General features: G+C 63.1%; 13 protein-coding genes and 2 pseudogenes. 6 read left to right on the plus strand and 9 right to left on the minus strand.

Features of this window, described 5'->3' with window-relative positions; genetic code table 11:
* Window positions 1-6 precede the first annotated feature (6 nt).
* Both EV286_RS14895 and EV286_RS14900 read left to right on the plus strand, forming a co-directional pair.
* Window positions 7-189 (plus strand): hypothetical protein, encoded by a 183-nt coding sequence (locus EV286_RS14895; RefSeq protein ID WP_132957915.1) that lies wholly within the window; start codon window positions 7-9, stop codon window positions 187-189.
* Window positions 190-248: 59 nt separating this feature from the next.
* On the plus strand, window positions 249-1,070 hold the full coding sequence (locus EV286_RS14900) for a class II glutamine amidotransferase (protein ID WP_132958070.1): 822 nt from the start codon (window positions 249-251) through the stop codon (window positions 1,068-1,070).
* Here EV286_RS14900 and coaBC read toward each other — a convergent pair.
* From coaBC to EV286_RS14915, 3 genes are all read right to left on the minus strand, one after another.
* Window positions 1,057-2,268, minus strand: coding sequence for a bifunctional phosphopantothenoylcysteine decarboxylase/phosphopantothenate--cysteine ligase CoaBC (coaBC, locus tag EV286_RS14905; RefSeq protein WP_132958071.1), 1,212 nt, complete (start codon window positions 2,266-2,268; stop codon window positions 1,057-1,059). The genes EV286_RS14900 and coaBC overlap by 14 nt on opposite strands.
* A gap of 144 nt (window positions 2,269-2,412) precedes the next feature.
* Complete coding sequence (locus EV286_RS14910) at window positions 2,413-3,162, minus strand: SDR family oxidoreductase (RefSeq protein WP_132957916.1); 750 nt, start codon at window positions 3,160-3,162, stop codon at window positions 2,413-2,415.
* Between the two features lie 134 nt (window positions 3,163-3,296).
* Window positions 3,297-4,061: an SDR family oxidoreductase gene (locus tag EV286_RS14915; protein WP_132957917.1), complete on the minus strand. Its 765-nt coding sequence runs from the start codon at window positions 4,059-4,061 to the stop codon at window positions 3,297-3,299.
* 126 nt (window positions 4,062-4,187) lie between these two features.
* On the opposite strand from EV286_RS14915, the gene EV286_RS14920 reads away from it, so the two are divergent.
* A complete protein-coding gene (locus EV286_RS14920; protein WP_132957918.1) occupies window positions 4,188-5,087 on the plus strand; it encodes a LysR family transcriptional regulator in 900 nt (299 codons plus the stop codon).
* Window positions 5,088-5,136: 49 nt separating this feature from the next.
* Here the strand turns inward: EV286_RS14920 and EV286_RS14925 are convergent, their stop codons facing one another.
* Window positions 5,137-6,015, minus strand: coding sequence for a DMT family transporter (locus tag EV286_RS14925; RefSeq protein WP_132957919.1), 879 nt, complete (start codon window positions 6,013-6,015; stop codon window positions 5,137-5,139).
* Between the two features lie 327 nt (window positions 6,016-6,342).
* Between EV286_RS14925 and EV286_RS14930 the strand changes: the two genes are divergently transcribed.
* The 3 genes from EV286_RS14930 to EV286_RS14940 are packed head-to-tail and all read left to right on the plus strand — an operon-like array spanning window position 6,343 to window position 7,557.
* Window positions 6,343-6,687, plus strand: a complete 345-nt coding sequence (locus EV286_RS14930; RefSeq protein WP_132957920.1) for a metalloregulator ArsR/SmtB family transcription factor — start codon at window positions 6,343-6,345, stop codon at window positions 6,685-6,687.
* Entirely contained in the window at window positions 6,677-7,159 is a 483-nt protein-coding gene (locus EV286_RS14935; protein WP_132957921.1) for an SRPBCC domain-containing protein, read from the plus strand. Before EV286_RS14930 ends, EV286_RS14935 begins: the two co-directional genes overlap by 11 nt.
* Window positions 7,156-7,557: a GFA family protein gene (locus EV286_RS14940; RefSeq protein ID WP_132957922.1), complete on the plus strand. Its 402-nt coding sequence runs from the start codon at window positions 7,156-7,158 to the stop codon at window positions 7,555-7,557. Before EV286_RS14935 ends, EV286_RS14940 begins: the two co-directional genes overlap by 4 nt.
* 13 nt (window positions 7,558-7,570) lie before the next feature.
* On the opposite strand, the gene EV286_RS14945 is transcribed toward EV286_RS14940, so the two are convergent.
* The 5 genes and pseudogenes from EV286_RS14945 to EV286_RS14965 form a co-directional block, all read right to left on the minus strand.
* Entirely contained in the window at window positions 7,571-9,232 is a 1,662-nt protein-coding gene (locus EV286_RS14945; protein WP_132957923.1) for a urocanate hydratase, read from the minus strand.
* A gap of 51 nt (window positions 9,233-9,283) precedes the next feature.
* Window positions 9,284-9,611: pseudogene (locus EV286_RS14950) on the minus strand (TfoX/Sxy family protein).
* A gap of 4 nt (window positions 9,612-9,615) precedes the next feature.
* On the minus strand, window positions 9,616-10,713 hold the full coding sequence (locus EV286_RS14955) for a DUF917 domain-containing protein (RefSeq protein ID WP_132957924.1): 1,098 nt from the start codon (window positions 10,711-10,713) through the stop codon (window positions 9,616-9,618).
* Window positions 10,694-11,975 (minus strand): annotated as a pseudogene (locus tag EV286_RS14960) (Zn-dependent hydrolase). Before EV286_RS14960 ends, EV286_RS14955 begins: the two are co-directional and overlap by 20 nt.
* On the minus strand, window positions 11,972-13,354 hold the full coding sequence (locus EV286_RS14965; protein WP_132957926.1) for an amidohydrolase family protein: 1,383 nt from the start codon (window positions 13,352-13,354) through the stop codon (window positions 11,972-11,974). The pseudogene EV286_RS14960 and the gene EV286_RS14965 overlap by 4 nt, the downstream one beginning before the upstream one ends.
* Window positions 13,355-13,380 lie beyond the last annotated feature (26 nt).

The following is a 13,380-nucleotide window of genomic DNA, read 5'->3' on the forward strand; positions in this document are numbered from 1 at the left end:
ATATCTATGGCGATGACGCGCTGCGGCAACCCGCAAAGGGGAAGGCGACGGCCCGAGGCAAGCGCTGCGTTCACGAAAGAGCAGCCCGCCATGCTGAAATTTGATCGAAAATCCGAACGCAAATCTGTCATTTTGCAGGGCGGCCCGGCACAGATTAAGGATTCATTAGCCATCCCGCTCAACAATTGAAATTCGCGTTTCAGCATATCCCGGCGGGCTTATGGGGCCGGGAACCGGAGTTGGAAAAGATGTGTCGCTGGGCAGCCTATCGTGGAGAGCCTCTCTATCTCGAGGAGCTGGTGTCTTCGCCTGCGCATTCGTTGATCGAGCAATCCCACTGCGCGACGCGCGCCAAGACGGCGACGAACGGTGACGGTTTCGGCATCGCCTGGTATGGCGACCACCCCGAGCCAGGGCGCTACCGCGATATTCTTCCGGCCTGGTCGGACTGCAATCTGAAAAGCATCGCGCGCCAGATCCGCTCACCGCTGTTTCTGGCTCACGTACGCGCAGCAACGGGCGGCGGCACGCGTCGCGACAACTGCCATCCCTTCGTGCACGACAACTGGTGCTTCATGCACAACGGACAGATCGCCGATTTCGACAAGCTTCGCCGGCCGATGGAGGCGATGCTCGACGACGATCTTTTCCACGCACGCGCCGGCACGACGGATTCCGAACTGCTCTTCCTGCTTGCGCTGCAATTCGGCCTCGCCGTCAGCCCGCTCGCGGCCATTGCCGACACGATCGGCTTCGTTGAGGCTCTCGCGGAGAACCTGACCGGATCGACGCTTGTCCGCTTTACCGCCGCCTTTTCGAACGGCAGGTCACTCTATGCCGTCCGATATGCCACGGACCGCAAGGCGCCCACGCTTTATGCTTCGCCGATCGGTGAGCATGGCGGCTATTGTCTGGTTTCGGAGCCGCTTAACGACGATATCGATGCCTGGGCCGAAATTCCGGACGGCAGCGCCGTGACGATCAGCGAAACGGGACTGGACGTAACGGCATTTCAGCCGCAGCGTGAGGCCGTCGATTCCCCGCTGCTGATGCCGCTCATGGCGAACTGAATCTATCTGCGATCAGCGCGGCGAGCCGTACCGCGACCTCTTCCTTGGCGAGGTCGGGCCACTGTTCCGTGCCCTCGTGGCTGATGACCTTCACGCTGTTGCGTGCGCCACCCATGATGCCGGTTTCCGCAGAGACGTCGTTGGCGACGATGATATCGGCGCCTTTCCGCTCCAGCTTCAGCTTGGCATTCGCCTCCACGTCCTGGGTCTCGGCGGCAAAGCCGACGACCAGCTTCGGTCGCAGGCTGTGGTGGCCGACGGTCTTCAGGATGTCCGGGTTTTCGGTGAGCGCCAGCGTCGGGATCGATTCCCCCGGATGCTTCTTGATCTTCTGGTCTGCGGCGGAGGCGACGCGCCAGTCGGCGACTGCTGCGACCATCACGGCAATGTCGCAGGGAAGGGCGGCAAGCACCGCATCGCGCATCTCCTCGGCCCGCTCCACATGGACGACCGCGACGCCGGGCGGATCGGGGATAGAGACCGGGCCGCTCACGAGCGTGACCTCCGCCCCAAGCGTCGAGAGTGCTGCGGCGATCGCGTGCCCCTGGCGTCCGGAAGAGCGGTTGGCAATGTAGCGCACCGGGTCGATCGGCTCATGTGTCGGCCCGGAGGTGACGACAGCCTTGCGGCCGAGAAGCGGCTTGAGGCCTGAATCGAGCACAGCTTCGGCAGCAGCGACGATATCGAGCGGCTCCGCCATGCGGCCAAGGCCGGCTTCGCCGCTCTCCGCCATCTCGCCCGCCATCGGGCCGACGAAACGGATACCGTCCTTGCGCAGGGTTTCGACATTCCGCCGCGTCGCCGGATGCGCCCACATCTTCGGGTTCATGGCCGGCGCGACGAGCACCGGTCGGTCCGTCGCTAGGAGCGCGGTCGAAGCGAGGTCGTCGGCAAGCCCGTTTGCCATCTTGGCAAGAAGGTCGGCGGTCGCCGGCGCGATCAGGACGAGGTCGCAGTCGCGCGCCAGGCGGATATGCCCGACATCCTGCTCGTCCTCGCGGGAGAAAAGGTCGGTGAAAACGTGATCGGCGGCAACGGCGCCGACGGCGAGCGGCGTTATGAATTGCTGCGCACCTGCGGTCATGATCGGGCGCACCGAAGCCCCGCGCTCGCGCAGCCGCCGGATGAGATCGAGGCTCTTATAGGCCGCGATACCGCCGGAGATGATAAGCAGGATGCGCTTTCCCGAAAGGACCATTGCCAAAACCCGTCGCCTGATGGAGCTGCACTGAACGTAAGCCTTTGGCGGATAACATGCAATCGGCCCGGGCGCCGGACAAAAAGAAAGGCCGCGACAGAAAGCTTTGCCACAGCCTTTCGTGCGTTGTCGCGACCGAAGGGGTCAGAGATTGCTCATGCCGCCATCGATCACAAGTTCGCTGCCGACCGTATAGGCCGACTCGTCCGAGGCGAGGAAGACGACGGCCTTCGATACCTCGCTCGGGTCTCCAAAACGGCCGACCGGAATCTGGCTTTGTATCTGGGCGGCCATGGCCTTGGCATCGGCTTCGGCGAGGCCGAGCTTGTCGTAGAGAGGGGTCGTGATCGGGCCGGGGCTGACGGCGTTGACGCGGATGCCGCGACCGATCAACTCGCCGGAGAGCGTCTTTGCGAGCGTCAGGAGCGCGCCCTTCGTCAGCGCATAGACGCTGGAATTCGGCATGCCGATATGGGCGTTGATCGAGGTGTTGAGCACGATTGAGGCCTTGTTGGAGAAGACAGGCAGCAGCGCCTGGATCAGGAAGAACGGGCCTTTGACGTTGATTGCGAGCGACCTGTCAAAGGCGGCTTCGCTCCAGCCTTCGAGGGGTCCGAATTCGGCGACGCCTGCATTGATGAAGAGAATGTCGAGCTTGCCGAACACTTCCTTCACGGTATCGGCTACGGCCTTCTGGCCGGCGGCGTTGCCCGCATCGGCCTGAACGACGATGGCCTTGTCGCCCAGTTCGGTGCGGGCGGCCGTGATGCTTGCGAGGCTGCTTCCCGTGACGATGACGCGAGCGCCTTCCGCGATGAATTGACGGGCGGTATCGAGGCCGATGCCGCTGGTGCCACCGGTGATGAGTGCTGTCTTGTTTTCAAGGCGTGACATGATGGTTATCCGTTTCGATCAGTTCGTTTGGGCTTTGCCCGTTAAGTGGATAATGGTGCATGTTGGCTTACGCGATAATCCGCAGAACTGAGAGAGGATTTTCAATCAGGGGCGGATAATCGCGCCGTGCGCCCTCAGGTGCGGGTGATCGATGCGCCGCCATCGACGAGCGATGCCGTGCCGGTCACGAAGCTCGCGTCATCGGAGGCGAGGTAGACTACCGAGCGTGCGAGCTCTTCAGGGGCTGCGACGCGCTTCAGCGCATGCAGGTTGGTGATGAAGCTCTGCTTGTCGGAGGTGTCGTTCATCTCGCGATACATGTCGGTGTCGACGGCGCCGGGCAGGATCGCGTTGACGCGGACATTCTGTTGGCCGAATTCGGCGGCAAGCGCCTGGGTGAGGCCGATGAGGCCCGACTTGCTGGCTGCGTAAGCGGCAACGCCGGGGAACGCGAAGCTGAACCCGACGAAGGTCGAGGTGAAGATCACCGAACCGCCGCCGCGCTTCACCATCTCGCCGATCTGGTGCTTGGCAGCCAGGAACGAGGCAGTCAGATTGATCGTCAGCGCCTCGGCAAAGCCGGCCTCCGAAACCCCAGTTGTGGGTCCGGCCTCGCCGAGGATGCCGGCATTGTTGAACGCAATGTCGAGGCCACCGAACTGCTCCACCGCGAGTGCGACCAGGGCCCGGTGATAGTCTTCCGAGCGGACGTCGCCGGCAAGGGCGACGGCCTGCCCGCCGGCAGCGGCGATCTCCGCAACTAGGCTCTCGAGCTCGGCCTTGCGGCGTGCGCCGACCACCACCTTGGCGCCTTCGACTGCGAAGAGTTTTGCGGTGGCGCGGCCGATGCCGGAGCTGGCGCCGGTGACGATTGCGACTTTTCCATTCAGACGTGACATGTTTCGATCTCCTGTGTGCGGGGAGCGTTCGTTTCGCTTGCCCCTTCCGTTGAATGGAGAATGGCGTCTTTTCCTCGTTCGGATTAGTCTCCGAATGGGGGAACTCGAATTCGGGAATGCCGAACGATGATAAAGATCGAAGGAATAGTGGCCTTCGTGGCCGTTGCCGAAGCTGGTTCGATAAGCGAAGCGGCGCGACGCCTGCGTATCTCCAAGTCCGTTGTCAGCGAAAGGCTGGCGGAACTGGAAAAGTCACTGGGCGGGATGCTGCTGCATCGCACGACGCGTAAGTTGACGCTGACGGAAGATGGAACGGCCTTCCTGGAGCGCGCCACGCGGATCGTCCATGAAGTGGAGGAAGCAAGTGCCGACATGGCCGAACGGCGCGGGGCACTAGCCGGCCCGCTTCGCATCGCTGCGCCGGTCACGTTCGGTCGCCTGCATCTCGGCCCGGCGCTTTATCCCTTCCTCGCCGCCCATCCTGATATCGAGCTCACGCTCGACCTCGACGACAGGCGCGTGGATGCCGCCGCCGATGGCTATGACGCGGTCGTCCGGCACGGAACGATCGCCGATTCCCGCCTTGTTGCCTGGAAGCTCGCGCCCAGCCGTCGCCTCCTCGTGGCCTCGCCGGATCATCTTGCGCGCAGCGGCACGCCCACATCGCTCGCCGAGCTCGATGGTCACCGCGGCATCTTCTACACCAACCGGGGGAACGCCGACTGGCGTTTCGAGGGGCCGGAAGGCGCAGTCGTCATCCGCGCGCGCCTTGCGCTACGCATGAACAATGGCGACATGATCCATGATGCCGCCATTGCCGGTCTTGGGATTGCTCTGCTTCCCGCTTTCATCGCCGGTCCCGCAGTGCAGGCGGGATCGCTGGTGGAGATCAATGTCGGATACCTGCCGCAGCCGGAATTCATCTATGTTGCCCACCCGGAAGGCCGGAAGCCTTCCACAAAGCTGCGTGCCATGGCCGATCACCTGAAGAAAGCATTCGGCGATCCGCCCTATTGGGATCCGTGATCGACCAGGGCGGCAGAGCGTCCGTTCGCAATGCGTCATGCAGACCTGGCTAGACGTTCTTCAGCGTGCGTGCCGGCTTGCGCGGTTCGCCGATGCCGCTCCAGAGGTACCAGAAGACTGCGAGCAGGATGATGACGGCGCCGACGACGGTCGAGGTCGGCGGCGTTTCGGAGAAGGCGAGCCAGACCCACAAGGGCCCGAGGACGACATCGAGCAGGCCGATCAGCCCTGCCTCGCTCGATGGAATATAGCGACCACCGGTCATGAAGAGCAGGTAGGCGATACCTGATGTCGTCGCGCCGAAGACGGCAAGGACAAGAAGCTCCGTCATGCTGGGCAGTTCATGCGACATCAGCGGAAGGCAGAGGAGCACGCAAAAGCCGGAGCCGAGCGCATTGACCGGCGCGAGACGCAGGGCGGGGTAGCGCCGGGCCGCAACCAGGAGAATGCTGAAGGTGAGCGTCATCAGGAAGGCTAGGCCATTGCCGGCGAGATCGTCCAGTTTCGCCCCGAAACCGGCGACAACCAGGACACCGACGAAGGCGATGAGGCTCGCGATGAGAACGCGCTTGCTGATTTTCTCTTTCAGCCAGAGATAGGAGATGACGGCTGCGACGAATGGCACGGTGGCATAGATCGCAAGCACGTTCGCCACCGTCGTCAACTTCAACGCACCGATGTAGCCGTACATGGAAATGGCGGCCATGAGGCCGAAGAGGGGATAGAAATAAAGCGGCACCTTGCCCGGCACTGCGCTGATTCTCTGCTTTGCGAGAATGATGATCGCGAGCGTCAACCCGCCGAAGAGCGAACGCCATCCGAGCACGGTCCAGACGTCGAGATCGAGCGCGCGGACGAAGAGCCCGGCCGTGCTCCAGATGAGCGTGGCGATGCCGACAAGTACCATACCGTAGGTGCGGGGCTGCATGGAGGATCCGTTGTTTGCGGGTGCGTTCGGCCTTGAGAGTCGATGCCTATCAGATTGCAGCGACTCGCGATTGGTTCGTTGCGCCACGCTATAGCGTAAACCGACGGGCAGGTCCGTTACGCGGACGCATTGTTCCCCGCGTAGGGAACGGCGCATCCCCAATTTCATGGCCACGCCCAGAGCATTGCGGCCACGCGGTGTGTCAGCCCCGCGCGGCTCAGGCAACATCTCCTTGCGCTCGTCGACGCACGGAAGGTGACCACTCACTTGACAGGCAGGCTCGCTTCAGTTACTTAACGTATAAGTTAATTAACTAATGAGTTTATTATGCACGGCGATACCTTGAGTGCCACTTTCGCGGCCCTGGCCGATCCGACGCGGCGGGCAATTCTCGCCCGGCTCACTCTCGGCGAGGCCTCGGTTTCCGAACTGGCGGGGCCCTTCGAGATGTCGCTGGTGGCCGTGTCGAAGCATCTGAAGGTGCTCGAAACTGCCGGCCTCATCTCGAAGAGCAGGGAAGCGCAATGGCGGCCCTGCCGCTTGGAAACGGCTCCCCTTCGGGGCGTCGACGACTGGCTCGAGACCTATCGCCGCTTCTGGAGCGAGAGCCTCGACAAGCTCGAGGCCTACGCCGCAAGCCTCAAGAGGAAGGAAGAGAAAGATGCCAAGTGAAATGAGCGTGGCCGCAGGCAACCGCGAAATCGTCCTGACGCGCGAGATCGATGCACCGCGAGAACTGGTTTTCAGTCTCTGGACGGAGCCCGAGCATCTCCTGAAGTGGTGGGGACCTCACGATTGTTCAGCGCCGTCCGTTTCCGTCGATCTGCAGGAAGGCGGCGCTTGGAGGAACTGCATCCTCGCACCCGACGGCAAGGAATACTGGAGCCACGGCCGGTACATCGAGATCGAGCCGCCAAGGCGCCTGGTCTTTACTTTCGCTTGGGAGAACGAGGCTGGCGAGCCCGAGCATGAGATGCTGGCGACAGTGGAGCTCGAGGACAAGAATGGCCGCACCCTTCTGACGTTCCGCAAGCGCGAACTGCCTGATGATAAGGAGCTCAAGCTGCAAGCCGGAGGCTGGGCCGAGGCGCTCGACAAGGTCGCAGCCTATGCCGCAGCAGCGGCAAAGGGGAGGAACGCATGAAGAAGACCTATCACGGAAGCTGCCATTGCGGCGCCGTTGCCTACGAAACCGAGCTCGACCTGTCGGCAGGCACGTTCCGCTGCAACTGCTCGATCTGCAGGAAGAAGCGGAACTGGCTCGCAGTTGCAGCACCGGAGGACTTCCGCCTCATTTCGGGGAAAGACATGCTCGGCGAATATCAGTTCGCCTCGCACAAGCTGCATCACCTCTTCTGCAGGCAATGCGGCGTCAATTCCTACGCATGGGGAGAGAACGAGGCAATCGGCACATTCTATGCCGTCGCCGTCAATTGCCTCGACAATGCGACGCCCCAGGAACTGATCGCGTCACCAATCGCCTTCATCGACGGTCTCCACGACAGCTACGATACCGCGCCGGAGGAAACGCGGCATCTCTGATGTGCGCCTCCTTTCAACCGAGCCGGATATAGGGCACGGCCTTTTTCTCCACCTCGTCCAGGGCTTCGTCGTATCCGGCATCCGCATAGCGCATGACGCCGAGCGCGGTGTCGTTGGTGAGCGCGTGGTCGAGGCGCTCGTCGGCCGCCGGCGTGCCGTCGGCGACGACCGTCACGCCGCAGCTCGTCATGTAGCCCGAATAACCGCCCCCGCCGGAATGGACGACAACGAGGTCGGCCATCGAGGAGCAGAGCATCATCGCATCGATGAGCGGCCAATCGGCGATCGCGTCGGAACCGTCCTTCATGCGCTCGGTCATGATATTCGGATGCGCCATGGCGCCGGCATCGAGATGGTCGCGGGAGAAGGCGACTGGACCCTTGAGCTCGCCGCTGGCGACCATTTCGTTGACCCGGCGGGCAAGTGCGGTGCGCTCGCCATGGCCGAGCCAGGCGATACGCGCGGGCAGCCCCTCGAAGGGGACGTACTCGCGGGCGAGGCGGACCCAGTTGGTGATGATCTTGTTTTCCGGGAACATCTCGAGAAGCAGATCGTCGATGCGCGCAATGTCGCTTTCCTCGCCGGAGAGCGCCATCCAGCGGAACGGGCCGATTGCGCGCGCAAAGAGCGGCCTCAGGTAAGCCTCGGTGAAGATCGGGATGTCGAAGGCATTGGCGACGCCGCCCTCCTTCGCCTGCGTGCGGATCAGGTTGCCGTTGTCGAAGACTTCGGAACCCTTTTTCTGGAATTCCAGCATCGCCCTGACATGCTCGACGATCGAGGCGCGGCTTGCGGCCATCAACTGCCCCTGTCCGTCCTCGCGCAGGCTCTTCACCTCGGTGAGGCTCATTCCCTTCGGCACGTAGCCGTAGACCAGATCATGGGCCGAAGTCTGGTCTGTGACGATATCCGGCACGATGCCGCGACGGGCAATTTCCGGATAGATCTCAGCCGCATTGCCGACGAGGCCGACGGAAAGTGCGCGTCTCGCCTTTACCGCCACATCGATCATCGCGAGTGCGGCATCGAGATTGGGCGCAATCTCCTGCAGATAGCCGATCTCCTGGCGCTTGCGCGCGCGTTCGGGATCGATGTCGATGCAGAGGATGGCGGCACCCGCCATGCGGCCGGCAAGCGGCTGCGACCCGCCCATGCCGCCCAGCCCGGCGGTCAGCACGAAACGGCCGGCGAGGTCGCCGCCGAAGCGTCGCTCCGCGATCCGCATGAAGATCTCGTAGGTACCCTGGATGACGCCCTGGCTGCCGATATATTGCCAGGCGCCGGCCGTCAGCCCGCCCCAGCAGATGAGCCCCTTGCGCTGCAGCTCGTAGAAGACCTCGGCCTTTGCCCATTGGCCGACGATGTTGCAGTTCGCCATGATGACCAGCGGCGCTTTCGCATGCGTCCTCACAAGGCCGATCGGCTTGCCGGACTGGATGAGCAAGGTCTGGTCCTCGTCCATCTCGGTCAGCGCCTTGACGATGCCCTTATGCGCCGCCCAATTTCGCGCCGCCTTGCCGAGCGCAGCGTAGACGATGAGATTGTCGGGATCCTCTCCGACTGACAGCACGTTTTCGAGAAGCCTCAGCAACGCTTCCTGACGCCAGCCCTTGGCGCGCAATTCGGGCCCGCCGGGAATCGGGAATTTCGGATGGCGTGGATTGGGCTTCGGCATCTCGGATTTCCTCATCGTTTCGCTTTCGGCGCCTGTGTGGCGCCGCTTCATTCACTTCGACGGCAGCGACTCTACAAAGGCGAGCGCGGCATCCAACAGCCGGCGCCGCAGGGCATCATCGCCATAGACGTCGGCATTGGCGCGCACCCAGCCCGGCATGGCGCGCTCGCCGGCAAGCATCTGGCTCACGCCGGAAAGCGCCAGCGCCCAGCCATCATTGCCCTTGCCGAGCCGGACCAGCATGCCGTCCTCGCGGGCTCCGCAAAGCAGGTTGCCGTTCAGCATGAGCGAGGCCACCGAACATGGATTTCTCCGCGAGGCCCGGTCTAGCGCCGAGTTCGTCACGCAGGAGTTCTTCAAGTCCGGTGTCGCGCGCCATGGCCTCAGGCCTTCGCCTCCAGAGCGTAACGCATGATCTCTATGCCCATAGCCTTCTCGACGGACGGATAGACGGTGGGGTCGAGAACGCTTGCCGAGAGGGGAATGATCTCCTTCGGCACATGCAGGATGAAGACGTGCATACCCTCCTGCAATTGCCCGACGCTCAGCGGCTCACCCTCCGGCGAGAGCGTGGTGATGACCGAAGGAAATGTCGCCACGCGCTTACCATCCGCATCGTCGACTGCCATGTATTCGTTCATGACATGCAGCATCACTGCCTTCTCGCCCTTGCCGACCGTGAGGCTGCCGATGTCGAAGGCTTCCTTGGTATAGACCACGTCCTTCCTGCTGATAGTGCCTTCGGAGAGGATGTGGCCGCCAGTCGCCTTGCAGATCGCATCGATCACCGCGGAACCGCCCTTCTTCTCGGCGGCGATGATGGCCTCGCCGAGATCGAGCGCGAGCGAGATACCGCCGAGCGCGGCATTGCGGCGGACATAGGAGGCGCGCAGCGGGTTGCGGCAGCTCGCGATGAAGCCGCCAGACTGGTCGGCCGCAGCGCGAAGAATCGGAGAAACCTTTGCGGTCGCGCCCTTCACGACCAGCTCGATATAGCGGTTTTCGGCGCGATTGCCGCCGACCGCCGTCTGGATCATCTGGTCAGGCGAGCCGGCCATGCCGATCGAGCCCATGTCGCCGGTCGGATGCGCGCGGATGTCGCCGACGGCATCGACAACCTTCGTGCCGAGGATGGCGGAGGGAAGCCAGCCATTCAGCGTGGACGATCTTCCATTCTGGCCGATGATCAGGCCGGTGAGTTTTTCGCCAAGCGCTTCCTGCAGCAATTGTACGGACTTGACGTAGTCGATGCCCTGCATTTCCCAGGGCGTCGTGGAAGCCGGCGCGCCGATCGCCGCCGCCGTCGCGATCCAGTCCTGGTCATCGAGCTCGTCGATTGAGACAAGCTCGGGCTTGCCGATGCCGACCGCTGCATAGCCGAGCATGCGGCCATGATCGGCCCAGCCACCGCCGCCGGCGGCATAGACCGAGCCGCCCTTCACCGCGGCTTCGACGTCCTTCTCAACGAGTATGCGTCCCATCAAGCCTTCTCCTCGTTCAATCCCTTGTCCATCTCGCAAACCGCCTCGAACAGCACGGCGGCGCCGAGCGCGATGTCGTCATTCTCGGCCCATTCGTCGGCGGAGTGGCTGCGGCCATCCTTGCAGGGCACAAAAATCATGGCGGCAGGTGCGACCTTGGCGATCCAGGCCGTGTCGTGGCCGGCGCCGGAGGCCATGCGGCGATGCTTGGCGCCCACGCGATCGGCTGCATGCTCCAGGATTGTCAGCAGCCTCGGATCGCCCGGCGTCGGGTGATTGTCGGAGACGCGATTGGGCGGGGCGATCACCACATCGTAAGCGGCTGCCAACTTTTCAACATGGCCGTCGAGCCATCGGCAAAAGGCTTCCATGTCGGCCCGTATCTCCGCCCGTCCGTCGATCAAAAGCACGACTTTCGAGGGCACGACGTTGGCGGCATTGGGCTCCATGCGGAATTCGCCGACGGTCGCGGCGAAATGGCCGGGCGTGCGCGCCAGCTCCGCCGCGGCATTGCGGATATCGAGTACCAGCTGGGACGCGGCGACCAAGGCGTCCGATCGGCTCTCCATCGGCGTTGTACCGGCATGATCGGCACGGCCTTCGACGGTGATCTCGACGCGCGTGATGCCTGCGATCGCGGTCACGACGCCGACATCCTCCTTGTTGGCCTCAAGGACCGGCCCCTGCTCGATATGCAGTTCGAGAAAGCCTTTTATGTCCGGCCGCTTCTGCGCAAGCAGTGTTGCCGGGTCGCCGCCGACCTCGGCAATGCCCTGGGCAAGACTGCGCTCGCCGCTGAGGCGGGTGAGCCAGGCTTCCGGCAATTGTCCGGTCATGCCGCGGCTGCCGATGCAGGAAACGCCGAAGATGCTGACCTCCTCTGCGAGGAAATCGACGATCTCAAGATCATGGTCGAGCTCTATATTCTGGTCTTTCAGCGCACGCGCCACTTCCAGCGCTGAAATCACGCCGGCAATGCCATCGAAGCGTCCGCCGTCGGGAACGGTGTCGGAGTGCGAGCCGACCATGATCGTTCCCGCATCCGGTCTCCGACCCTTGCGAAGCCCGATCAGGTTGCCACCGGCGTCGATGCGCGTTTCGAGTCCGGCTGCCTTCATGCGGCTCTCGATATAGGCCCTGCCTGCAAGGAAGAGCGGCGAGAAGGCGCGCCGCGTCCAGGGATGGTCCGGCTCGGTGATGCGGGCGAGTGCATCGATATCCTCGGCGATCCTGTCGGCCTTGACCGGGAGGTTGCGGCTCATGCGCGTTCTCCGGCAATGACCTGCCGCGGCAGCGGACGCTGGAAGCGACCGGTGCCCGGTTCGGCGAGCACCTTCGACCCGTCAAAGACGAGTTCGCCGCGGAGATAGGTAGCAGCCACCTTCCACGGCAATTTGATCCCGTTGTAAGGGCTCCAGCTAACGACGTTGTTGCCGCTTGCAGCGGCATCATAGACGGTTTCCTCCGGCGTCAGCACGACGATATCGGCGTCCTTGCCGGGTTCGAGAGCGCCTTTCGAGTGCTCCAGTCGGAAATGCTTAGCCGGGTTAGCGGCCATCAACCGAGCCGCCCAGGTGAGCGGAATGCCACGTTCGAGCGCACCCTTGACGAAGAGCGGAACCATGACTTCCAGCCCCGGCACCCCGGAAGCATTGGCCAGCATGTCCGGATTGGTCTTGCGGTTCTCGGACCAGCTGACATGATCGGTCGAGACCAGCCAGACCTTGCCTTCACTGACCTTGCGCCACAGCGTTTCCACTTCCGCGCGTGGCCGGATCGGCGGATTGATCTTGGCCTTCCCGCCGAGGCGCCGCACGTCGTTTTCCTCGTCGAGCGTCAGGTAATGGATGCAGCATTCGACGGTCGCCTCGAAGCCATCGCGACGATAGGCGTTCGCAATATCGTAGCCCCGGCCGAGCGAGCAGTGCACCACATGGGCCGGGCAGCCGGTGTCGGCTCCGGTCTCGAAGATCGTGTGCATGGCAAGCAGTTCGGTGATCGGCGGACGCGATAGACCGTGGGCGCGCCAGTCGGCGACGCCGCTTGCCTTCACCATCTCCATATAGGTGCGAACCGCCTCGTCGTCCTCGTTGTGGACGCCGGCCGTCAGTCCCGTCGGCGCGATCGCCGCAAAACAGGCTTCAAGCAGGGCAGGTGGGATGCGGGGGAAGCGTTTCGGATCCGTACCGAAGGTCGAAAACTTGAAGGCTGCCGCGCCTGCCTCGACCATTTCGCGGATTCGTTTCGGGCCCTCTTCGGGATCCACCGTGCCATAGAGAGCAAAGTCGACACGGGCCTGTGACCCCGCATGCTCGATCTTCCTTTTCACGGCTGCTGCCGAGCAGACGAGATCGCCTTCGTCATAGGGCATGTCGACGATCGTGGTAACGCCGCCGGCAGCCGCAGAACGCGTCGACCAGATGAAATCCTCCTGGTTCTTCTGGGACAGTGAGTGGACCTGCGCGTCGATCGCTCCGGGCAAAATCAATGCATTGCCAAGGAGATGACGCTCCCGCGCGGCCGGCGGCTCCCCGACACCGATCTCGACGACCTTGCCATCCCGGGCTGCCACATAACCGCTGCTGACGATGCGATCGACCAGCACGACATCGCCCTGCAGAACGAGATCGAAATCGGCCATGTCTGTCCTCCCTCTATAATGTGTAG

Source organism: Rhizobium sp. BK251, from assembly GCF_004345245.1.
Classification (GTDB): domain Bacteria; phylum Pseudomonadota; class Alphaproteobacteria; order Rhizobiales; family Rhizobiaceae; genus Rhizobium.